This window comes from Dyadobacter sp. BE31, assembly GCF_031457695.1.
Taxonomy (GTDB): Bacteria; Bacteroidota; Bacteroidia; order Cytophagales; family Spirosomataceae; genus Dyadobacter.
Window position 1 is genome coordinate 12988 of sequence record NZ_JAVDXA010000003.1, and the last position, 21008, is coordinate 33995.

The window sequence follows — 21008 nt, forward strand, 5'->3', positions numbered from 1 at the left end:
TGTCCATAACCGCACATTTTATTTTATGAAAGGTGGTTACAAATGATTGAAAAGCGGTTTTGTCTTTATGGTATAGAAATTGGACTAATCTGGTTCGGAGGCTATTACCGACCCGCCTGCAACATCCTAACTGCCGATTATGCTCTATAATTATTTCAAAATCGCCTGGCGTAATTTGCGTAAGAATCAGGCTTACGCACTGATCAACATCAGCGGACTCGCGCTGGGCCTGGGTTGCGCATTATTGATCTTCGCGCTCGTCCGTTTTCACTACCAGATTGACCGGTATCACCGCAATTACGACCGGATATATCAGATCACTTCCCGCTTTACATCCTCGTCGGGCGCATTTAATATTCAGGGCATTCCTTATCCATTGGGTCAGGCTGTCCGGAACGAATATCCTGACATCGAGCGTGTGGCGATGCTGGAAGAATGGTATTCGCCGATGGTGGCCGTGCCGGTTGTCAACGGAGATGACAAGAAAATCAAGGACAAAACACACCATGGTGCGTTCGTGGAGCCAGCCTTTTTCAAGATTTTCGATTACACCTGGATAGCCGGCGGCCCCGACGAACTGAGCCAGCCGGGTACCGTGGTGATGAGTGCCGAAATGGCCCGCAAATGCTTCGGCTCCACTGCCCATGCCATAGGCCGGCTCGTGCGACTGGACGCGCGCATTCCCGCACGTGTGGTGGGTGTATTTGCCGACTACCGCGGAGACACTGACCTGGCTTATTCGATGATGGCCTGCTGGCCATTGGTGAAAGAACAGCTCAATGGCCGCCCCGAAGATCAGCCTTTTGACAATACCAATGGAAGTACCCATTGTTTCGCCCTTTTCGACGACCGGTTCACCGCCGCTGACTGGAACCGGCTGCTGCCATCATTTGTCAAAAAATACAATCCTGCGAAAGCGAAGGAAACGTCCTATCCGGCGATACTGTTTAGTGGCATGCATTTATCGCCCGAATATGGGGGAGTGAGCCGTGGGCTGCTATGGTCGCTGGCACTGATCGGCATATTGTTGATCGGTACTGCGAGCATCAACTTTGTAAATCTGGCCACCGCACAGGCACTCAACCGAGCACGGGAGGTAGGCGTGCGCAAAGTGCTGGGCAGTACCAAAACGCAGCTTTTCTGGCAGTTTATCGGGGAAACGACGCTGATAGTACTCGTGGCGCTGGTGCTTGGGATGGTAATTTTCAATTATGGTCAGATATTGGCGCAAAATTATCTGCACGGGCCGTTCCGGTTTACTTTCTATTTTTCACCGGAGGTCGCCGGGGGCCTGGTTTTGCTGGTGCTTGCAGTTATCTTGCTTGCAGGCCTGTACCCGGCATTGGTGATCGCCGGTTTCCGTCCGGTGGTCGCACTGGCCGGGCGGCTTACCACCCAGCAAGCAGGCGGGTTTTCGCTAAGGCACGGGCTGGTGGTGATGCAATTTGCCATTTCACAAATGCTTGTCATCGGGCTCATTGTGGTTGCTAACCAGCTGCATTACGTACAGACCAAGGATCTGGGTTTCCGGAAAGATGCCATCCTGACGGTAAGCCTGCCCAACGTACCCTCGCAGGACGTCGGCAAAATGCGCGCTTTCCGCAACCTCGCCAATGCACTTCCAGACGTAGCCAATGTGAGCTATTCGATGGGTGGTCCTCCACAGTCGGGCTGGACGAGCCAGACGAGCATACGCTTCGACAACCGCCCCGAGGAGGAGCCGTATGGCCCTCAACAGGCCTGGATCGATGCCGATTATGTGGGTTTATATGGTTTGAAACTGATGGCTGGCCGTAATCTGCAACCGTCCGACACCGCCCGCGAAGCACTCATCAACGAAACACTTATGAAGCGCCTGGGTTTTACCCGACCTACCGATGTGGTGGGTAGACATTTGCATAAGGCCGGTTTTGCGCCGCTCGAAATTGTAGGTGTATTAAAAGATTACAACCAGTCGGACCTGCGCCAGCGCATCAACCCGATGTTCCTGACTACCGTAGCTACCGGCTATTATTCCGCTAACATTCAGCTCCGGTCCGCCGATTACGGCCGCGCATTGAAACAATTGGAAAAAGCCTACAATCAGGTATATGCCGACAGCTTTTTCGAGCCCAAGTTTGTGGACGACCAGATTCGGGAGACTTACCAGCAAGAGCAAACAATGGGCCGGTTGATCAACTTTTTTGCCGGCGTTGCGTTGCTTATTGGCTGTATGGGTTTATACGGGCTCATCCTGTTCATGGTTGTGCAGCGCACCAAGGAGGTGGGTGTGCGTAAGGTGCTGGGGGCGAGCGTGGGCAGCATTCTCTGGTTATTCAACCGCGAGTTGCTACAACTTGTTGGCATAGCATTTCTGGTCTCTACGCCGGTGGCGTGGTGGGTGATGAAGGACTGGCTAAGCAACTTCGAATACCGTATTTCCCTCAGCCCTGCCATTTTTCTGCTGGCATTGCTGGCAACGCTCATGATCGCGTTGATCACCGTGAGTTTCCAAAGTGTGAAAGCGGCGGTGGTAAATCCGGTGAAATCGTTGCGAAGTGAGTGACATAGAGCAAAACGAACTTCACAATCCGGGCAATTATCAATCAGAGGTGCCTTTTAGTTTTTTGATCCTGTAAAGCCCTGAAACTTCCATTTCATTATCCCTCCAAAGGCTGCGGTCACTATAGTCTGTCCATCGGGCGATATGGCGATCACTTCGGGCGTCTCGTTGCGAATCTTCATTGGGTAATCGTGCCAGGCACCAGTTTCCAGCTCCCATGTACGTACCGCACCGTATACGCCTGCGGCCATCCATTTGCCATCAGGTGAAAAGAAAACACGTTTTGGAGTCTCGTTTTTGAGCGCAGTAGGGTAGTCGCGAAACTTCTCAGATTGCACATTCCAAACCCTGACGCCTCCGAAGATTCCTGCCGCTACCACCCTTCCATCGGGGGAGAATTTAGGTGAAGTGGGTGTCTCGTTCACCAGCTTCGCCGATAGGGTTGGCTTCGTGTTGCTGCACGAGGTAAACGTCGGAAGTAATGTAAGATATATTAATGTACACGTTTTAAATTTTTGGGCTTGCATACCAGGTTTCAAGTTATGTAACCTAGTGACAACGAAATGTGGGTACGCCCCAATATGTGGAGCGTGGTTGAACCAGCGTTTAATACAACAATTCTATCATCCCTCAACGTGAGAGGAATTACTCAGGCGGGATTGCCAGATTTATTTGTTGCAATAGCTGCGTAAAGATTCCCGTTTCCATACAATGATGGGCGCTCACCCAACTTCGAAACTGAGTTGTACCCGAGCTCGCTGAAGAATGTATTTAAACTTTTGAAATCGATAGGATAGGGCACCCAGGGGTTTGCCGTTAATGTGTCGTACTCAACAATCAAGAACTTTTTATTCTTTTCAAAACATTTTTCCAGGCGATGTATCAAACTTGCTTTGTCCTTGATATAGTGCAATGAATTGGCTAAAAGGATGCCATCCAGATGGAATATATCCAGTGACTCCAACTCGAAATCAGCCAGCAAAAATTCAATGGTAACCTGGTTGCCCATTTCTTTGCTGAGTAATTGCATTTTTTTGTCAACTGCGATGATACGGCTTTTTTGGGGCAACATCGTAGCCAGGGCAGCAGTGAAAGTGCCGTTGCCACAGCCCAGATCCATCCAAAGCTCGGGACGACCACCTTCGATGCCGCCGTTGATAAGTTCTTTTGCTTCTCTTTCGGTCATATGGTTAAGCGAGTAAATAAATCTGTGTTTTTCCAACGCCGATAGCCTATGCGAATTTACATTGACTTCGCAAATGTGTCCAGGAAATGAAGATAGTGATCGACACCTTTATCAATCCATTCTTTTGAAGAGTTCAGCTCGATGCCATAAAAGCCAAAGAATGGCCGGTAGTCTGCTTTGACATATTCGAAGCTGAGCTCAAAGGGGCGGGTGAGTTCTTCAACGGTGTACTTGTATTTTGCCGAATGGTTATACTCATCGTGGTCAATGCCAAAGGAAATTGCCAGGGCCACTTTTTTGCCGGCCATCTTGTATCCGCTCCGGCTTCCGTATGCCCAGCCGTAGGTCATTACTTCGTCGAGCCACTTTTTAAACAGAGGCGGGCAGTTGAACCAGTAAAAGGGAAATTGAAAGATGATCCTGTCGTGTTGCTCTATTAACCTCTGTTCAGCGGCGACATCCAGCTTCTCGTCAGGGTAGGCTTCATAGAGTTGGTGAACAGTGAATTTTTCGGGAGACCTGTTTAGCGCTTGGAGCCATTGCTTGTTGACTGTTGAATTCTGGATGTCTGGATGGATGATGATTACCAATGTCTTCATGAACGCCTGCCTTGATTTTTTTTCAAAATTATGGCAGTAACCCCGGAGATTGTAATTTAACCACCCAATGTAGGGTACTATAAAAAATGTAAGTGATGTCAAAAGTGAAGGTCAGTTCCACCAACTTTGCTAACAAGGCTGCGTTGAGCGATGAATGCTCCGAAGTTTATGCGGCTAATATCATTGGCGGACAATGGTCGCTTGCTATCATTGCCTGGTTGATGAACGGCAAATTAAGATTTGGTCAGCTGAAAAAGTTGCTGCCGGGCATCACTGAGCGTATGTTAACGCTTCAATTGAGAAAGCTCGAAGACAGCAAAATAGTTACCCGGGTCGTGCATGCCGAAGTACCGCCACGGGTCGAGTATGAGCTCACAGTGATTGGCTACGATCTCAAACCCATTATTGAGCAGCTTGCAATGTGGGGCGACAAACACAAGGAGTTGTAATCTATGACAGCGATCAAGGCCAGGACGCATGAAAAGTAGAAGTACACCAGAAATGCTGGATTTAATACTAGACGTTGCCAAAGCAGATAGTCGAATACTGGCCGTGTTGCAGGACGGATCTAGGTCGAATCCCAATGTTACGCCCGATATTTTTCAGGACTTCGACATCATTTATGTAATCGAAGATCCGGGATCATTTTTGCACGATCATAGCTGGGTAGATGTGTTCGGAGAACGGATGATCATGCAGTTGCCGGAAGATATGGAGTTATATCCACCAGACCCGGAGCTTTCACAGGCGTTCTCCTATCTGATGCTGTTTACAGATGGCAACCGGATCGACCTGGTGTTAGTGCCCTTGAAAGATCTTGCTCATTTCACGGCCGACAGCCTTTGCAAAGTACTGCTGGACAAAGCCGGTATTTTCAATAACAGCCGGCTGCCCAAGCCAAGCGAAGCAGGATATCTGGCACAAAAGCCATCGCAACGCTCTTTTACAGATTGTTGTAATGAATTCTGGTTTACTAATTCCAGCCTGGGCAAAGCCCTTTGGCGGGGCCAGGTGATTTTTGCCCAGGAGCTGACAAGCCAGGTCATAAGGGGCGCGCTGTTTCAAATGCTGGACTGGTATATAGGGTGCCGCCATAACTTCAAGGTAAACCCTGGTAAGTCAGGAAAATACTACCAGCGCTATTTGGACGCCAATTTATACAACAAGCTGCTGGCGACCTACCCGCTGGCGAGCTTGCCTGACATTTGGGATGCTACTTTTGAATGCATGGATTTATTTAGTTCCGCGGCAAGGTATATTGCTGCTGAGCTGGGATACGAATATCCCACAGAATGGGAGGGCGGTGTAAGAGCGTATCTACGGCATGTCAAAGTGCTGCCGGGTGATGCGCGGTCAATTTATGACTAAACGGCAATCGAGTAGCATTACAAATCCGAGTTTTTCAGAATGTCCCCTGGCTGGAATTCAAGGGCTTTGCAGAGCTGGATAATACGGTGCCACAGACCCCGCATTTCGTGGCAGATTGACCATCGTCTAATCTTGATTCATTTTGCGTAACTCGCTGACAAAAAGAAAAATATTGTGGTCAGTCTAGGCCGAAATGACTTGTTCAATCTAAGTAGAAATTAGGTGATCAGTTTCACCGTAATTTCTACTTAGCACTTCGAACATCTGCTGATTCATGGAATGACAGCTCTGGTTATGACTTTAAGCAGCGTTTTATTATTCGGCACGAGTAACAAACAACGGCGCCATACTGACCATTTTTACCGGAATTTTTACGATAGTCGGTCGAGGGTCATAAAAGATCAGTAAGATGCTTTCCCTGCCCGCGCATGAACTGACGGACAGACGCCTGTGGCTGCATAACCAAGCTACTGTGCAACGGCAGTACCCTGATCCTGCTCTATGATTGTATCCATTATCATATCAGTCACGATCATGACGCCCACGCTGTCCGATTTCGGACAGCGGAGCGCGGTTAAAATTCTGGCTTCCAGCGGGGTAAAAAAATGGCATGGATTTATTGAACTGTCCTTCTGACTATTAGATAACTGAAAAACATCCTGCTGAACCATCCTGACTCGCTATGCTCCATAACTATTTCAAAATCGCCTTCAGAAGCTTATGGAAATATAAAGCCAATTCGACCGCGAGTATTGCCGGGCTGTCGATCGGGATCGGCTGCTTCCTGCTGCTGGCGACTTATGTGCTCCGCGAAGTAAGATATGATCGCTTCCAGCAGTATGCTCAGCGGATGGTCCGCGTTAACCTGTTTTATCAGTCAGGAAATGGTGAACCGACTTACACGGCAGTCACACCAACGGGTATCGCCCCATTGTTTGCCCGGGAATTCGCGGAAATAGAGCGCGGGGTGCGGTTATATCCTTTAAGCAGTGGAGGCTCCGTAGCTGTGCAATATAAAGACCAGCTTTTCAACGAGCGCAGCGTGCTCTTTGCAGATTCTTCGTTTTTCCAGGTTTTCACATTTCCATTTGTGGAAGGCGACCCTAAAACGGCGCTCTCACAACCCAATGCGGTGGTGATCGATGAGACAACTGCGCGCAAATACTTCGGGCAGGAGAGCGCTATTGGCAAGACTGTCAAAATGGACGAGCGCTACACGATGCTGGTAACTGGCGTAGTGAAGGATGTGCCGTCCTATTCGCATATTAAATTTAACTGGCTTGGCAGCTACCGCACGCTGCCGCGCTCCAGAACCGAAGTATTCGACTCGGCTGACGACTATACCTATCTGTTGTTGAAAGAAAATGCGAGTCGCCAAACGCTGCAAGCAAAAATAGATGCCCTTGTCAACAAAAACTTCAACAATCCGCAAGACCCAAGTTCAAAGGTGCGGTTGATGCTGGAACCGTTCAGCGAAATACATCTGTATTCGACTGCTTCCAACGCTATGGAAGCCTCAGGTAATTATAAGTACATATATATCCTGGGCGGGATCGCCGCGCTGATCCTTCTAATTGCTTGCATTAATTTCGTCAATCTCGTAACGGCTCGTGCGAGCATCCGGGCGCGGGAAGCGGGTGTGCGCAAGGTGATAGGCGCCGTACGGAGACAGCTTTTTATACAGCACCTACTGGAAAGCGGATTGATTACCGTTGCAGCCACGGTGATTGGTTTGTTGGCCGCTATACTCTGCCTTCCCGGGCTGAGTAACCTCACCGGCAGTGCGCTTAATCTGGCTGTTTGGCCTGACTTTACATTTCCCTTGCTCATTGGAATGCTCATTGTTGTGGTCACGCTACTTTCAGGGGCTTATCCGGCAATCGTACTTTCAGGCTTTGAGCCCGTCCGTGTTTTGAAAGGCCATGCATTGACCCTTTCTGACCGTGGTCGGCTGCGCAATGGGCTGGTCGTGTTCCAATTTTCGGTATCCATGCTCTTTATCATCGCTACACTCATTGCTAACCAGCAGCTCGATTTTATCCAAAATAAAAACCTGGGTCTGAATCCTGATCAGGTGATTGTATTGGATATGGCCGCTGGAATTTCGCCTGCCAAACTCGATGCTATAAAAAGTGAGCTGCTCAGCCATGCGGGTGTTCAATCGGTGAGTGCATCCTATGATTCGCCGCTGAATGTGCAGGGGGGCTATTCCATTACCGCCGAGGACAAGCCGAATGGTTATTATATGAATATCACGGCGATCCCGGTGGAAAAGGATTTTGTACAAACGATGGGTATGAAACTGGTGGAAGGCGAAGCCTACAACGATACTGACATCGCACAGTCAACCAGGGATAGTGCCAGTCTGCGTTCTTACGCATTCTTGCTGAACGAATCGGCGGTGAAGGCACTCGGATGGACACCGGCAGCGGCCATTGGGAAAACCGTGAACATGAATGGCCGTAAGGGTAAGGTGAAGGGAGTTTTGCAAGATTTCCATTTCCGGTCTATGCACGAGAAAATCTCCTCAATCGCATTGATTCCTGAATACGACTATTTTGGCAAAGTCCTGATCAAGACACGTGGAGGAGATGCGCGGCAGACCATTGAAATATTAGCAAAAATCTGGAAAAAGAATTTCCCACTGCGTCCTTTCGACTACCATTTCATGGACCAGGAATTCGCCGATATCTATAAGGCAGAAAGTAAGGTTTCCACCATTCTTCGCCTGTTTTCCCTGGTCACTATCCTGATTTCATGCCTGGGCTTATTCGGGCTCATTGCGTTCATTTCGCAGCAGCGTACCAAGGAAATCGGCGTACGGAAAGTACTCGGCGCCTCAGTAGCAAGCATCGTGATGCTATTATCTATTGATTTTGTAAAACTTGTCCTGGTCGCAATCGTGCTGGCCTCGCCATTGGCCTGGTATTTCATGGATCAATGGCTAAGCGATTTCGCATACCGGGTGCAGATCGGACCCTGGTTGTTTATGGTGGCGGGCCTGATTGCAGTGCTCATCACATTCTTCACCATCAGTTTTCAGAGCATCAAAGCGGCATTGATGGATCCTGTAAAAGCATTGAAAATGGAGTAGTTCCTTTATGTATCGCTTTGCTCTTGTGGAAAGGTTTCTCTTGATCTGGATTATTTTTTGGAGCCGGCCTTTGGAGACACCGCTTTTAAAGGACCAGCACTAGGGTGCCGGCTAGGATCAGTGCCGCGCCCATTGCCGTTTTCCAGTCCAACCGCTTGCCCAGTATCATAGCAGACAGTGCGATAGCGATTGCGACACTGAGCTTGTCGATAGGGGCTACCTTAGAAACTGGGCCCGTTTCAAGGGCCTTGAAATAGAAAATCCACGAGAGCCCTGTCGCCACGCCGGAAGCTGCCAGAAACAAAATGTTGTTGCGGGACAAATCCTTTAAATGTTTCTGATCTCCGTAGGTAAAAACGATTCCCCAGGCCATCAAAAGCACAACCACGGTGCGTATTGCCGTGGCAAGATTCTCGTTGATGCCTTTAATGCCAACCTTGGCCAGGATCGCGGTCAAGGCTGCAAAAATCGCTGAAAACAATGCATAATATCGCCACATGTCTTTTGCCTTCTTTGAATTGAAATATAGCCGCCTTTCCTTTTGAAAAGCGGCTTGAAATCGGTAGGTGCCGTCGCTATGTAACTGGTTTCAACAGCTCAGAGCTACATATCGAATACCACAGCCGGAAGAAGTCTAGAATCCGGCTTGTGGCGCGAGTTGAGCAATATATTTCCACCTGGGTTTATAAATTGTGAATTGCTTGTTTGGGCCGATTCCCTGATCCGAATATTGAGCGTATCGTTGGCTATAAAGTAGTAAAAAAATATCTATTGATTTACTAAAACAGAACCGGAGTTTTGATCTTTCTAATCGTCAGCTCTGTACGACGCAGCAAAAAACAGCCCTACCCGTGAAGGTAAGGCTAAGGCAGACTTTTAGAATGTGTTACGAATAAGCATTCCAGCATCAAACGTAAATACCCTCATTTTTGGTGAAGGCATAACTTGTTGCCATCCGGATCCTGCAGCCAGGCAAATTGTCCCCAGGGTGTAGGGTCAATTTGCCCTGCCACGATGCCTTTTGCTTTCAATTCATCGATTTCGTTTTTGATATCGTCGGTCTCAAAGATAATCCCCTGGAATTTGGCAAGGGATAACGTAGTCAGCTGGCCGGGCAAGCCCATTTGGAGCCATGTTTCGCCATTACCCATAGAGGCTTCGGCAAGGACCTCAAATCCCAGTTTTAGATAAAAGTCTTTTGCCTGTTGCTGATCCGACACGGGGATCATGATGATTTCTGTCGTTTTCATTGTTGGTTTTTTTAAAGTTATTGTGCTGTAAAATTACGATCCGCAACACGGTCGGGGGCACGGCGGAAACGACAATCTTACGTGTTGATCGCGTCAAGGGCTTAGACTATTTTTGCTGTATGAAACATATATCCATTCTGGCATTGCACGACGCGACGATCAATTCCATAGATAGCAGTTACCAGATGCTGAGCCGGGTAAATGACTTTCTTCGGTACCAGGGGAAGCAGGCTTTCTATACCGTGGAAATTGTCGGGCTGGAAAATAGTGTAAAGCTAGGCCGTGGCCTGTATCGCGTTACTGTCGACAAAACAATACATCACGTAGCCAAAACCGATGTTGCGATAATCCCCTTATTGTGTGGTGATTTTGCAAAGGCCTTACAAAGTAACGAGGGGTATGCAGATTGGTTGATTCGGCAGTACAACATGGGTGCCGAACTGGTAACGCTGTGCGTGGGATCGTTTTTTCTGGCATCCACAGGGCTACTCAATGGCAGAAGTTGCGCGGTCCATTGGGCGGCGAAAAATGAATTTGAATCATTATTTCCGCAGGTAAGCCTGATAGAGGATAGGATCATCACAGATGAGGCCGGAATCTACACTTGTGCGGGTGGATACTCGTACCTGAACCTGCTGTTGTATGTGATTGAAAAACATCTAGGCCGGGAGATCTCTATCCTGGCATCCAAAATGTTTGAGATTGATATCGACAGAAAGAGCCAGAATCCGTTCAGAATTTTCATGGGTCAGAAAAGACATGAAGACAAGGAAATTTTAAGTGCGCAGGATTTTATCGAGCGCAACCCGACAGAACTGTTGAACATCGAGGAAATCTGCACGATGGTATCGCTGGGGCGAAGGACATTCGAAAGACGGTTCAAGAAATGTACTGGCAATTCTGTTGCGGCATATATCCAGCGTGTCAAAGTTGAATTTGCAAAGAAGCAGCTGGAATCGACAACAGACACGATCAATGAAATCGTCTATAATGTTGGTTACGACAACATAGACGCCTTCCGGAAGGTATTCAAAAAGTACACAGACCTGACGCCCCTTGATTATCGCAGAAGGTATTATACAGCGCCCTATTGATAAATAATTGCTTTTGTCATTCTGTAAGCTTTCTCGAATTCATGCCGGCGAAATTCATCGTTTTCAAGAGTGTCCACTTTGGTTAAGGTGCCAGGATAATTAAACCAGGCGACGGCGATTTCATATTTTTGAGTAAAGGTTTCAAGCTAATAATGTCTTATCCAACAATGATCAGTTGAACGAAGCCCTGAACTCCAAAATTTCTAATTCAGAGTAATAGGTTTTGCCCGGTGTAATAGCTACTTCACTGATATTCTTGGTTTGAAAACCGATATAAGAAACTGTTACGGCATAAGTGCCGGCGGGAATGTTATTGATCGTGAACATCGCCGAGGTGTCGCTGACCGCCTCGAATTGTGAATGATCGATCTGCACAGTGGCGCCGGTAACCGGCTGCTTGGTGGACTGATCCAAAATTTTCCCTTTGAAATTACCTGTCGTTTGTGCGAATGACGCCACGCTCGCTATACTGAGAAGTAGGGCCAGCACATGGGTCTTCATCTTGCTTCCTTGTTTCATTTTATCCTGATTTCGTTTGGGCAAAATTGCAGCAGGAAAAAAAGCGGAATTAGCCTAAACGCCTTTTGATGTAGCCAAAAGGAATATGATGCACCCGACCGGCCTATTGCCGCATTCATTGTCAAGACAAATTTGGCAGCAACCCCAATCGGACATAAAGAAACAGAAGTCCTCAGTCTTCCTTTCAACTACAACATCGCGACTTTTGGATACATCCGTTCACCGACATTGGATGAACTTTGCATCAACAACAACAAGAAAAATATGGACTTAAAGAATAGCACCATTCTGATCACAGGTGGAACCAGCGGTATCGGTTTGGAACTTGTCAAACAACTTACCCAGCAAGGATCAACAATCATCGTCACTGGACGTAAACAAGAGGCCTTAAATGATACGAAGAGTCGTTTCCCCCAAACACACGTCTTCCAGAGCGATGTAAGCGATCCGCAAGATATTGAGCGCCTCTATCAAGAGGTGACCCAGCAGTTCCCCGATCTGAATATGATCGTTAACAATGCAGGTGAAATGCGGTTGCTGGACGCTCTGGACGCCGGCAAGGACCTGGCAAACATCACCCGCGAGATCGATATCAATCTGACGGGAACGATCCGGATGGTTCATCAATTTTTACCGCATTTGATGGGGAGGCCTTCCGCGGCGATTGTAAATGTTTCCTCTGCCATTGCTTATATGCCTTATTCTTCGGCGCCGGTTTACAGCGCTTCCAAAGCGGGGGTTCATGCATACACCCTGGCCCTTCGGATGCAATTAGAAAGAACCAGCGTCAAAGTATTCGAACTGGTCCCTCCGGGCGTGAACACCAATCTCCAAAATGACTGGGTGCTGCCACCGAATCCAAGCCAGATGATGGATGTGGATAAGCTGGTGAATGTAGCCGTAAAGGGGTTGCTGAACGATACGCCTGAGATCAAGCCGTTCCTGGTCGGCGTAATCAAATTTTTAAGCCGTTTGATTCCCCATCAGTTGATGAAAATGGGGCACAGGGAATTTGAGAAATTCAAAAAACTGAATAGTCAATCAATGAATTAGGTTTAGCAAATCAAGATTTGTCCTTAATTGAAACACAATGAAAAACATTATTTCCGCTGTGCTGCTACTCGTTTCAGTAGCGCTCAGCTTCAAACATGCCTGGGATACCCTGCATTACAAAAACAATCCGGAGTCGGTTAAGATGATGGAAAGTTTAGGGATCAGCGAAACTTTGATTCCCTATCTGGCTTGTGTGGCCATAGCGGTCGGTGTACTTTTGCTCATCCCCGGAACCTTTTTTTGGGGCAATATGCTCAATGCGATCCTGATTGTGATGATCATGGGGCTGGCGCTCAGATCGGGAAATTACCGCATGGCGTTGATGGAGATCCCATTCTTAATCATGCCATTGGTGATGATTTGGCTTAAATATCCGTTTAAATTTAAATAACCCGCAGGATGGCAAGCAGCAAACCCTACCGGATCAGTTCTATCACGGAAATACACCGTTTGATGGGCCTCCCTAAACCCCATCACCCGCTGATCAGCATCGTGGACCTGAAAGGCATGAAAAACGATACAGGTATAGAGGCGGTCGTTTTCGACTTGTATGTGATATCCATGAAAAGAGGCTGTGACGGCTTGTATTACGGGCAACAGAAATACGACTTTGATGAAGGGCTCATGGCCTTTTTGTCTCCCGGCCAGATCTTGCGCGGCGAAGAAAACGGTGTGCCCGACGGTCTGGAGGGCTGGATGCTGTTCGTACACCCTGACTTTCTTTGGAACACATCGCTTGCCGCCAAGATCAAGCGGTACGAATACTTCAGCTATGCGACCAGCGAGGCGCTGTTTCTCTCAGACAAGGAAGAAACAGTGATCAATGAGCTGATCAAAAATATTAGAGCCGAATATTATTCCAACCTGGATAAATTCAGTCAGGACATTATTATCTCGCATCTGGAAACCTTGCTCAAATACGCCGAACGTTTTTACCAGCGTCAGTTCATCACCCGGAAAATCACCAACCACCAGGTGCTGGACAAGGTGGAGGAGATCTTGACAGCCTATCTAAACGACGAAGAGCTGCTTTCCGAAGGACTGCCGACCGTAGGCTATTTTGCCAATGCCCTGAACATATCCTCCAAGTATTTAAGTAGCCTGCTAAAACAGCTGACCGGCCAAACGATGCAGCAGATCATCCACGAGAAACTGATTGAGAAGGCGAAAGAAAAATTATCTACGACCAGGTTGTCCGTCAGTGAGATCGCCTATCAATTGGGTTTTGAGCATCCCCAGTCTTTCAATAAATTATTTAAAAGTAAGACCAAACAAAGCCCGTTGGATTTCCGGCAGTCCTTCAATTGAAATACTCATGCCTCTGCTCATTTTTTACCATATGATAAATGGATGGCCCGCGATGTGTACTATTTTTAAGTGATGGAAGCACTAGTAAATCTTATCCTGCAATTTGGCGACCTGAACAAACAGCAGATCGAGTTTTTGCTGAGCAAGGTCGAAATGCTCGAGTTAAAAAAAGACGACTACCTGTCCGAAGCGGGGAAGGTGCCCCGGTATGTGGCGTTCGTGCTGGAAGGCGTGTTCCGCTTTTGCTATTATAACAACCGGGGCGAAGAAATCACCAATTATTTTGTGGACGAAGGCAACTTTGTGGTCGATAACGAAAAATTCGAATCGCAGATCGTAGCGTCCGAATATGTGCAGGCCGTTACCGACTGCAAGGTGCTGGCTTTCAATAAAAAGAACTGGGACCAGATATCCGGCACCATTGTCGGCTGGGAGATGATGAAGGCCAACATGGTAAAAAAGTGCCTTACCCTGGCCATGGAGCGGCGCAGTCCGCTGGTTTCAGAAGACGCCACCACGCGTTACTTGTCGTTCATCGAAGCGTTCCCCAACCTGATCAACCGTATCCCGCTTTCGTACGTGGCCTCGTACCTGGGCATCACCCAGCAATCGCTGAGCCGTATACGCCGTAATATCCGCTAGCGGCGCTTTTTACCAAATGATAAATGCTTTTTTGTTGCCGTTTTCAACCTTTGCTTATTCAATAAAAAGTAAAAAAGATGAGCAAAAAGATCGTATTGATAACCGGGACAAATAGTGGTTTTGGCTGGCTTACCGCCCACAGCGTGGCTGCTTTGGGGCACCAGGTTTATGCTACCATGCGTGATACCAAAGGCCGTAATGCCGATAAAGCCCAGGCCCTTGCGGCAGTGGAAAACGTGACCGTTTTGGACGTTACCCTGACAGATGAGCAGAGCGTGAAACAGGCCGTTGAAACCATTTTGGCCAATCAAGGAGCTATTGATGTACTGGTGAACAATGCCGGTTATGGCATGACCGGCGTGGCCGAGAGCTTTACCACGGCCGATGTGCATACCACTTTTGATATCAATGTGTATGCCCCCTGGCGAATGATTAAGCAGGTGCTACCCGCGATGCGCAAACAGGCAGACGGACTGATCATCAACGTGACCAGCGGCTTCGGAAGGGTATCGTTCCCGTTCGCTACCATTTACGCGGCCTCCAAATTTGCGCTTGAAGGAATCAGCGAGGGCCTGCATTACGAGGTGAAGCGTTTAGGCATTGATGTGGCCCTTTTGGAGCCGGGCGCTTTCCCTACCGAAATGCAGCAAAAGAATAACCCCGCGTCAGACCAGGGCGTATTTGAAGGGTACGGGGCCATTGCCGACATACCCAACAAAATGGTAGCCTCGTTGAGCGGAGAGATGCAGGCTAAAAAGCCTGACCCGCAGGATGTGGCAGATGCTATTGTGAAACTGATCGGCACGCCAAAGGGAGCAAGGCCATTACGCACCGTGGTAGACCCCATCACCGGCCCATACATTGAAGCTGCCAACCAGGCCATAGCCGAACAATTTGCCAAGGGATTGACCGTGTTCGGGATGGGTGAGCTATTGTAACCAGAACAGATTTAACGGAACGGCAGTGGCGTGGGCTACTGCCGTTTTTTTTAGTAGTTGGCGGCTCAGTTAAACGTAGCGTGGTATTCCGAGGGCGTCGAGTTGCTCAGTGCGGCCCAGTTTGCGTGAAAAAGTCCACACAAATTTGCTGGCAAGTGATTTCGTGATTGCAAAGTAGAGAAAAAAGCGGCAAGTCGAACCTGCTTAAATACTTTTGGCTAGGCCTGTCAGGCTGTCCGTGGGAAAGAAGGCGGCGACTGGCATATTTATTTCTAGCAGCTGCTACGTTTCGGGGCTCGGTTCGGAGTCCCCTAAAATATCCCGCGAGATGGATGAAAAGAACTACACCGGGGCCATTCCCGGACAACAGAAAGGAGATGTGATCACAGCTGAAAGCACCTGCACATTCGTCGGGCCGGAAGAAGCGATCGGTTTTTTCAATTTGGCTAAGTCACGGTTGCTGCATGTAAACGGCTGGCAGGAGCGGGCTGGTAAGGCATTAGCCAGATTTACACTTACCGACGCGGACGGGCACCCAGTACCGGGCGCGGCGCGGGAGGGGCTGCTGATCTGCGTTGATATCCCCGGTCCCGGGGGCGAGCAAGCCGGCGGATACGACTGGGTAAAAATAGAAGAAATTAAAGAGGCGGATTCCGGGGATGTGCAGAGCGTAGCCCTCCGCGTGAGGCCCGTGGCAGCCCCGCATTCGAGCGATGCGGAGCCGACCCACTTTTACGCCCAGACTTCCACCAGTACTTTCACCGTCACACGCGAACACGCTCGCGTAACGGCGGCCGTGTATGACCGCAACATTGAACCTAATACAGAAACCGGTTCGCTGATCGACAAAGTCCGCAATGCGATTGTCGGATTTTTCGCTGAAAAAGCGTTTTCCAAGCTGCAATGGCAATCGCTCACCGACGGGCTTATGGAATTGAGCTAAAATTCCGGCCATTCACCGTCCGTAGGAGAGGGCAGAGACCATACACTATGGTATGAAATTCCGCCTCTGCCAGTCCTGTGCCGCGTCTTTTTAACTTCTGATCTCTCTTCGCATGAACAGGTAATAAGAATAGGCAAAACAAAGAAATGTTGCGGCTATTAATCCGGATAGTTGGGGCCAGACCACCATCAGGCTCTCCGTAAATGGAAGAGGCGAGGGAATAGCACCCGCCATTTGCTCCATTGTCATAGGGCCCAGGCTTCGTACAGATGGCATCAGCAGGGTGGTCGTCGCGTCAGAAAACAGCTGGCTTGGTGCCAGGCGGAGTATATTCAGCAGCATTTCATTATATCCGACCAGGTCGGTCTCTGTCAGGATAGCCTGTCGGGGAACGAGCGCCCCGACCATTAAATTGACAACAATCTGATAGAATACGGTAAAAAATAACCACACGCCGATCGCCGCGAGCGCGGAAGTGGCCGTTTGTTTGAACGCAATGGAAAACAGTATCGACAAGCTCAGCCAAAATCCGACATAAACCACGGTCAGGATGGCGAAAGTGAAGATCCGGAGCACTTCAACCGGTTCGATGCTGACACCTGTAATACACAAGCCCGCTCCTATCATAAGCAGGACGAGGGTAAAGAACAGGGTGCCAACAAGCATTAATGCACTCACAAATTTTGCCAGGATCAGATTGTCGCGATATACGGGCTGGGCCATCAGGCGAATCAAGGTGCCGTTATTCTGTTCGGAATTGATCGCGTCAAAACCCAGCGCTATCCCGAGCAATGGACCGAGAAAATTCAGAAATACATGAAACGGTGGCATCGTACCGTCTGTGGTGGTAAGAAGTTTCAGGTAAAGAAAGGTGCTATCCGGGTCCTGCATGTTGGAAACTGCGCTCCTTATATTGCTTAGCGAGACATACAAGGCCCCCAAAAATGTGAGCACCAGCAAGGCCAGCAATAGGATAAGCCGCCAACTCCGGATATGGTCCGCCACTTCTTTACCGACCACCACCCGGAATGCATTGGACGGGTCTGCGGAGGGTTTACTTTTTATTGAGGTACCTTTTGAAAATACTGCGAGACTTTTCATCGGTATTGTTTTCGATTAAATTGTTATCAAAATATTTTTGATAAATTTCGTCAAGGCCGAACTCCCTCTTGTGGACGCCCATTACGTCAAGTCCCTTGGCGACAAAGAAACGGACAATGTCGGGCGTAACATCCGAAGCGCACGCGATCTGCACAAGGTTTTCGGTAATGCGCAACTCTCGCACGTCCCGGACCTGTCGTAGTTCATCGCTGTGTTCCCACAAAGCGGGTAAAGGTTCTCGCACGGTAATGCTCACCGAGTAGGAGTCTTCGGCAAAAAGGGTCTGCGAAAGCTTGTGAATATTTCCCTCCATCTGCATTTTGCCCGCAGCGAAAATGCCGACACGGTCGCAGACCATCTGCACCTGGTGCAAATGGTGAGAAGATAATAAGACGGTCAATCCCTGTTCCCTGCTCAGCTCGCGTATCAGCCCGAGGAACTCTTTAACGCCCGCCGGATCGATGCCGAGCGTGGGTTCGTCGAGGATGATGACTTCCGGCCGTTTGATTAAAACTTCCGCCAGACCGAGCCGTTGCTTCATACCGCGGGAAAAAACAGACGTTCTTTTGTGGGCCGAATCGCCCAGGCCGACCAGATCCATCAGATCCAGCGCACGTTGGTGCGCCTCATTTCCGGGGATGCCGTTCAGCTTCCCGGTGTATACCAGGTTTTCAAGGGCTGTCATGCTTTCGTAGAAGCCGATGCTGTCGGGCATATAACCTACCTTGCGCTTTACCAGAATGGGATGGGTAGTTGCATCGATTCCGCAGACCAGCGCTTTACCCGAAGTGGGTTCGGTAAGCCCGAGCATCATCAGGATAGTGGTAGTCTTTCCTGCTCCGTTCGGCCCAAGCAAACCGAATATTTCACCTTTTTCGATTTTCAGGTTCAGATCGTCGACGGCCTTCAGAGAACCATAACATTTAGTCAACCCCTTCAAATCAATGACAGGATTTTCCATACTGTTTATCGTCTACCGTATTTTCTGATTAACCTGAATATCAAACCGATGGCAAGTAAAATGACGAGAATGCCGAGCCAGCCTGATAGTAAGGAAGTTTTAACGGTGATCCGGAAAGCAGCGTCAGCATTGGCATTCGGGTTTTTGGCCGTAAACGTGGTGAGGTAATCCCCGGCTATCGTTTTGTCGGGAACATGCACCTTGGCCGTTACCTCGATAGAACCGGAGGGGTCTATGCGCTCCACTTTGGCCGGTTCAAAGGTAACCTGCCATTTGGGTGGTGTTTGGGCTGTCAGTTCCACATCGGCAAGCGGCAGGGTGCCCGTGTTCTTGATCGTGCACACGATCTGCTCTACGCTGCCTTCGGTGACATTTCCACTGAGCCGGCCCGAAGGGGTTGTCAGTTCAATCTTGTAAGCCCCTTTGAGAACTGCTTCAAGATTGAGCCTGAGCGTGTCGACCGGCGAAACAGCCGTTACCGGAATGGCATACTTCCCCGGCTTGGAATAGGGATTTGCGGTCAATTCCACGGATACCTCCTGGGTGGCGCCGGGTTCAAGATGGACCGAGGTGACCGGGCTGCCCAAGGTGCGAAAAGATACCAGCCAGCCTGTGGGCACTTTCGCATCCAAAGCATAGATTTTTGCCTGGCCAGACCCGTTTTTCAGTGTTGCCGAATACCGGAATGGCTCGTTGGCGCTGGCTTCCAGATTAAATAAGTTGGTTTGAAAAGAAGAGGTTCCGCTTGGTTTACCCGAAGGCTGTGCCTGTGAATTTACCGAAAGCGCGGCTAAGAAAAGTAAACCGCAGATGGAATGAGTGTTGTGCTTTTTGAAAAATGGACAAAAAAGAGACATAATCTAACAAACAAAAGTTATCACTAAGTTTCATTTATTAAAGAATGGTTGCAAAGCCTGGTTCGGCCTACGCACTCTAATTGCCGCGAAAATAAAAAATGAGTGAATTTTTCAAAAACCAGTTCACAAAAATTTCTTGTTCTGCCAGCTTTGTCAGTTTTCTTCAGTCTAAATCTGTCAGAACAAGTGTCATAATCCTGAAAAAATTTCCAGCAACTCTGCTACCAGCACGACAGTGCCTTCGGTAAACATTCGTGAGACAAGCGACAACTTCGAGGTTCAAATGGCCGCTCCCGGAATGTTTTTCGGAAGCCGGAAGCTGCCCGGGGCATGCTTATTTCAGATTTTCAGTTTTTTATTTTTTAATGGCTGAGAACCAGGTTGTATCCATGATACTTGTTATTAATTGCGGCTCGTCCAGCATTCGCTTCGGCGTTTATAATATGGATGCTGATAGGCTTCTGAAAGGGAAAATCGACCACATTGGAAGTGAGGAGTCGTCCATGCGGGTTGAGGGCGCATATGCATTCGAAGGCCGTGTCCGGCTAGGGAATGCGGGGGAAGCAGCCGGGTACATTGTCCTGTATCTTGAGCAAGCCGGTTTACTGAGCGCGATCCGGGCGGTTGGTCACCGGATCGTTCATGGCCGTAATCGAAAACAGGCTGTATTGATTTATGACGCAGTGAGGGCTGAACTGGAAGGGAACAGGCTATTGGCGCCTGTCCATATGCTAGCCGCATTGACGATAATCGATAGTATGCGCCGGCTGCTGCCAGGCAAACTTCACGTGGCATGCTTTGATACCGCCTTTCATACCGATCTGCCCGAGGTGGCACGGATGATGCCGCTTCCGCGGCATCTGATCCAAAAAGGAATCGTGCGGTATGGATTCCATGGCTTATCCTGCACCTATTTGCTGCGCGCATTCGAGGAAAGAGCCGGGGAAAAGGCCGCTTCGGGGCGGTTGATCATCGCACACCTGGGTAGCGGAGCGAGCATGACCGCGGTCAAAGGCATGAAAAGCGTCGATACCACGATGGGTTTTACGCCAGAGGGCGGGCTGATGATGGGGACACGCCCGGGCGACATGGATCCCGGCATTTTAACATATCTGACCAGAGCGGAAGGGCTTGGCCTGGCGGAACTGGAACAACTAATACAGGCCGAATGCGGCTTGCTGGGCGTATCTGCCACGACCGCCGACATGGGCAGGCTACTAAAAGCCGGCCGGCAGGATACCCGGGCGAAACAAGCGGTGGACCTGTTCTGCTATCGGGCTCAAAAGGCTCTTTGCGGGCTCTGCGGAGCTTTGGGAGGATTGGATGCGGTGATCTTTTCCGGAGGGATCGGAGAGAATTTCCCGCAGATCCGGGCACAGATTTGTAAGGGGCTGGGTTTCCTCGGGATTTCCCTTGATGAAACTGGCAACATGGAAAATGCATTCAGGATTTCCCGGCCTTCCGCGTCCACACAGGTGTATGTGATCCCGACGGATGAGGAGCGGATTATAGCCGAACAGACTTTGAACGTGATCGCCAATGCAAACTGAAAG

21 protein-coding genes are annotated in these 21008 nt (G+C 49.1%); 12 read left to right on the forward strand and 9 right to left on the reverse strand.

Annotated elements, in window-relative coordinates:
• Nucleotides 1-139 precede the first annotated feature (139 nt).
• Nucleotides 140-2545, forward strand: a complete 2406-nt coding sequence (locus tag J2Y43_RS15715; protein ID WP_309984310.1) for an FtsX-like permease family protein — start codon at nt 140-142, stop codon at nt 2543-2545.
• Between the two features lie 53 nt (nt 2546-2598).
• Here J2Y43_RS15715 and J2Y43_RS15720 read toward each other — a convergent pair whose 3' ends face one another.
• The 3 genes from J2Y43_RS15720 to J2Y43_RS15730 all read right to left on the reverse strand — a co-directional run bounded on the left by J2Y43_RS15720 (nt 2599) and on the right by J2Y43_RS15730 (nt 4327).
• Nucleotides 2599-3069: a hypothetical protein gene (locus J2Y43_RS15720; RefSeq protein ID WP_309984312.1), complete on the reverse strand. Its 471-nt coding sequence runs from the start codon at nt 3067-3069 to the stop codon at nt 2599-2601.
• Nucleotides 3070-3191: 122 nt separating this feature from the next.
• Complete coding sequence (locus J2Y43_RS15725) at nt 3192-3728, reverse strand: class I SAM-dependent methyltransferase (protein WP_309984314.1); 537 nt, start codon at nt 3726-3728, stop codon at nt 3192-3194.
• 56 nt (nt 3729-3784) lie between these two features.
• Nucleotides 3785-4327 (reverse strand): NAD(P)H-dependent oxidoreductase, encoded by a 543-nt coding sequence (locus tag J2Y43_RS15730; RefSeq protein ID WP_309984317.1) that lies wholly within the window; start codon nt 4325-4327, stop codon nt 3785-3787.
• A 95-nt stretch (nt 4328-4422) separates the two neighbouring features.
• On the opposite strand from J2Y43_RS15730, the gene J2Y43_RS15735 reads away from it, so the two are divergent.
• The 3 genes from J2Y43_RS15735 to J2Y43_RS15745 all read left to right on the forward strand — a co-directional run bounded on the left by J2Y43_RS15735 (nt 4423) and on the right by J2Y43_RS15745 (nt 8789).
• A complete protein-coding gene (locus J2Y43_RS15735) occupies nt 4423-4776 on the forward strand; it encodes a helix-turn-helix domain-containing protein (protein WP_309984319.1) in 354 nt (117 codons plus the stop codon).
• A 28-nt stretch (nt 4777-4804) separates the two neighbouring features.
• A complete protein-coding gene (locus tag J2Y43_RS15740; RefSeq protein ID WP_309984321.1) occupies nt 4805-5695 on the forward strand; it encodes an aminoglycoside 6-adenylyltransferase in 891 nt (296 codons plus the stop codon).
• Between the two features lie 682 nt (nt 5696-6377).
• On the forward strand, nt 6378-8789 hold the full coding sequence (locus J2Y43_RS15745) for an ABC transporter permease (RefSeq protein ID WP_309984323.1): 2412 nt from the start codon (nt 6378-6380) through the stop codon (nt 8787-8789).
• 85 nt (nt 8790-8874) lie between these two features.
• Here J2Y43_RS15745 and J2Y43_RS15750 read toward each other — a convergent pair whose 3' ends face one another.
• On the reverse strand, nt 8875-9288 hold the full coding sequence (locus tag J2Y43_RS15750; RefSeq protein WP_309984325.1) for an EamA family transporter: 414 nt from the start codon (nt 9286-9288) through the stop codon (nt 8875-8877).
• 424 nt (nt 9289-9712) lie between these two features.
• Complete coding sequence (locus J2Y43_RS15755; RefSeq protein ID WP_309984327.1) at nt 9713-10039, reverse strand: VOC family protein; 327 nt, start codon at nt 10037-10039, stop codon at nt 9713-9715.
• 119 nt (nt 10040-10158) lie between these two features.
• Between J2Y43_RS15755 and J2Y43_RS15760 the strand changes: the two genes are divergently transcribed.
• Nucleotides 10159-11133 carry a helix-turn-helix domain-containing protein gene (locus J2Y43_RS15760; protein ID WP_309984329.1) on the forward strand — a complete coding sequence of 325 codons (975 nt, stop codon included), beginning with the start codon at nt 10159-10161 and terminating at the stop codon, nt 11131-11133.
• A gap of 171 nt (nt 11134-11304) precedes the next feature.
• On the opposite strand, the gene J2Y43_RS15765 is transcribed toward J2Y43_RS15760, so the two are convergent.
• Complete coding sequence (locus tag J2Y43_RS15765; protein ID WP_309984331.1) at nt 11305-11652, reverse strand: carboxypeptidase-like regulatory domain-containing protein; 348 nt, start codon at nt 11650-11652, stop codon at nt 11305-11307.
• 132 nt (nt 11653-11784) lie between these two features.
• On the opposite strand from J2Y43_RS15765, the gene J2Y43_RS15770 reads away from it, so the two are divergent.
• The 6 genes from J2Y43_RS15770 (at nt 11785) to J2Y43_RS15795 (ending at nt 16536) form a co-directional block, all read left to right on the forward strand.
• On the forward strand, nt 11785-12705 hold the full coding sequence (locus J2Y43_RS15770; protein ID WP_309984333.1) for an SDR family NAD(P)-dependent oxidoreductase: 921 nt from the start codon (nt 11785-11787) through the stop codon (nt 12703-12705).
• 37 nt (nt 12706-12742) lie between these two features.
• The gene (locus tag J2Y43_RS15775) at nt 12743-13096 is read left to right on the forward strand and encodes a hypothetical protein (protein WP_309984335.1); all 354 of its coding nucleotides are present in this window, start codon (nt 12743-12745) and stop codon (nt 13094-13096) included.
• An 8-nt stretch (nt 13097-13104) separates the two neighbouring features.
• Nucleotides 13105-14013 carry a helix-turn-helix transcriptional regulator gene (locus J2Y43_RS15780; protein ID WP_309984337.1) on the forward strand — a complete coding sequence of 303 codons (909 nt, stop codon included), beginning with the start codon at nt 13105-13107 and terminating at the stop codon, nt 14011-14013.
• Nucleotides 14014-14085: 72 nt separating this feature from the next.
• Entirely contained in the window at nt 14086-14655 is a 570-nt protein-coding gene (locus J2Y43_RS15785; protein ID WP_309984339.1) for a Crp/Fnr family transcriptional regulator, read from the forward strand.
• A 77-nt stretch (nt 14656-14732) separates the two neighbouring features.
• Nucleotides 14733-15593 (forward strand): SDR family oxidoreductase, encoded by an 861-nt coding sequence (locus J2Y43_RS15790; RefSeq protein WP_309984340.1) that lies wholly within the window; start codon nt 14733-14735, stop codon nt 15591-15593.
• Between the two features lie 328 nt (nt 15594-15921).
• Nucleotides 15922-16536, forward strand: a complete 615-nt coding sequence (locus J2Y43_RS15795; protein ID WP_309984342.1) for a hypothetical protein — start codon at nt 15922-15924, stop codon at nt 16534-16536.
• A gap of 90 nt (nt 16537-16626) precedes the next feature.
• Here the strand turns inward: J2Y43_RS15795 and J2Y43_RS15800 are convergent, their stop codons facing one another.
• Genes J2Y43_RS15800 through J2Y43_RS15810 form a run of 3 tightly spaced genes read right to left on the reverse strand, consistent with a single transcriptional unit; the run spans nt 16627 to nt 19455 of the window.
• Nucleotides 16627-17637 carry an ABC transporter permease gene (locus J2Y43_RS15800; protein ID WP_309984344.1) on the reverse strand — a complete coding sequence of 337 codons (1011 nt, stop codon included), beginning with the start codon at nt 17635-17637 and terminating at the stop codon, nt 16627-16629.
• Entirely contained in the window at nt 17591-18598 is a 1008-nt protein-coding gene (locus J2Y43_RS15805) for an ABC transporter ATP-binding protein (RefSeq protein WP_309984346.1), read from the reverse strand. Before J2Y43_RS15805 ends, J2Y43_RS15800 begins: the two co-directional genes overlap by 47 nt.
• A gap of 5 nt (nt 18599-18603) precedes the next feature.
• Nucleotides 18604-19455: an NEW3 domain-containing protein gene (locus J2Y43_RS15810; RefSeq protein WP_309984348.1), complete on the reverse strand. Its 852-nt coding sequence runs from the start codon at nt 19453-19455 to the stop codon at nt 18604-18606.
• Between the two features lie 389 nt (nt 19456-19844).
• Here J2Y43_RS15810 and J2Y43_RS15815 point away from each other — a divergent pair, with 389 nt between their 5' ends.
• Nucleotides 19845-21005 carry an acetate/propionate family kinase gene (locus J2Y43_RS15815; protein ID WP_309984351.1) on the forward strand — a complete coding sequence of 387 codons (1161 nt, stop codon included), beginning with the start codon at nt 19845-19847 and terminating at the stop codon, nt 21003-21005.
• The last annotated feature ends 3 nt before the right edge of the window (nt 21006-21008 follow it).

Bases quoted from the DNA above. Each gene is read 5' to 3' on its own strand.
- J2Y43_RS15785 (WP_309984339.1), top strand. From the start codon at position 14,086: ATGGAAGCACTAGTAAATCTTATCCTGCAATTTGGCGACCTGAACAAA.
- J2Y43_RS15740 (WP_309984321.1), top strand. From the start codon at position 4,805: ATGAAAAGTAGAAGTACACCAGAAATGCTGGATTTAATACTAGACGTT.
- J2Y43_RS15780 (WP_309984337.1), top strand. From the start codon at position 13,105: ATGGCAAGCAGCAAACCCTACCGGATCAGTTCTATCACGGAAATACAC.
- J2Y43_RS15800 (WP_309984344.1), bottom strand. From the start codon at position 17,637: ATGAAAAGTCTCGCAGTATTTTCAAAAGGTACCTCAATAAAAAGTAAA.
- J2Y43_RS15775 (WP_309984335.1), top strand. From the start codon at position 12,743: ATGAAAAACATTATTTCCGCTGTGCTGCTACTCGTTTCAGTAGCGCTC.
- J2Y43_RS15730 (WP_309984317.1), bottom strand. From the start codon at position 4,327: ATGAAGACATTGGTAATCATCATCCATCCAGACATCCAGAATTCAACA.
- J2Y43_RS15765 (WP_309984331.1), bottom strand. From the start codon at position 11,652: ATGAAACAAGGAAGCAAGATGAAGACCCATGTGCTGGCCCTACTTCTC.
- J2Y43_RS15790 (WP_309984340.1), top strand. From the start codon at position 14,733: ATGAGCAAAAAGATCGTATTGATAACCGGGACAAATAGTGGTTTTGGC.
- J2Y43_RS15750 (WP_309984325.1), bottom strand. From the start codon at position 9,288: ATGTGGCGATATTATGCATTGTTTTCAGCGATTTTTGCAGCCTTGACC.
- J2Y43_RS15755 (WP_309984327.1), bottom strand. From the start codon at position 10,039: ATGAAAACGACAGAAATCATCATGATCCCCGTGTCGGATCAGCAACAG.
- J2Y43_RS15720 (WP_309984312.1), bottom strand. From the start codon at position 3,069: ATGCAAGCCCAAAAATTTAAAACGTGTACATTAATATATCTTACATTA.
- J2Y43_RS15805 (WP_309984346.1), bottom strand. From the start codon at position 18,598: ATGGAAAATCCTGTCATTGATTTGAAGGGGTTGACTAAATGTTATGGT.
- J2Y43_RS15810 (WP_309984348.1), bottom strand. From the start codon at position 19,455: ATGTCTCTTTTTTGTCCATTTTTCAAAAAGCACAACACTCATTCCATC.
- J2Y43_RS15760 (WP_309984329.1), top strand. From the start codon at position 10,159: ATGAAACATATATCCATTCTGGCATTGCACGACGCGACGATCAATTCC.
- J2Y43_RS15715 (WP_309984310.1), top strand. From the start codon at position 140: ATGCTCTATAATTATTTCAAAATCGCCTGGCGTAATTTGCGTAAGAAT.
- J2Y43_RS15795 (WP_309984342.1), top strand. From the start codon at position 15,922: ATGGATGAAAAGAACTACACCGGGGCCATTCCCGGACAACAGAAAGGA.
- J2Y43_RS15735 (WP_309984319.1), top strand. From the start codon at position 4,423: ATGTCAAAAGTGAAGGTCAGTTCCACCAACTTTGCTAACAAGGCTGCG.
- J2Y43_RS15815 (WP_309984351.1), top strand. From the start codon at position 19,845: ATGATACTTGTTATTAATTGCGGCTCGTCCAGCATTCGCTTCGGCGTT.
- J2Y43_RS15745 (WP_309984323.1), top strand. From the start codon at position 6,378: ATGCTCCATAACTATTTCAAAATCGCCTTCAGAAGCTTATGGAAATAT.
- J2Y43_RS15725 (WP_309984314.1), bottom strand. From the start codon at position 3,728: ATGACCGAAAGAGAAGCAAAAGAACTTATCAACGGCGGCATCGAAGGT.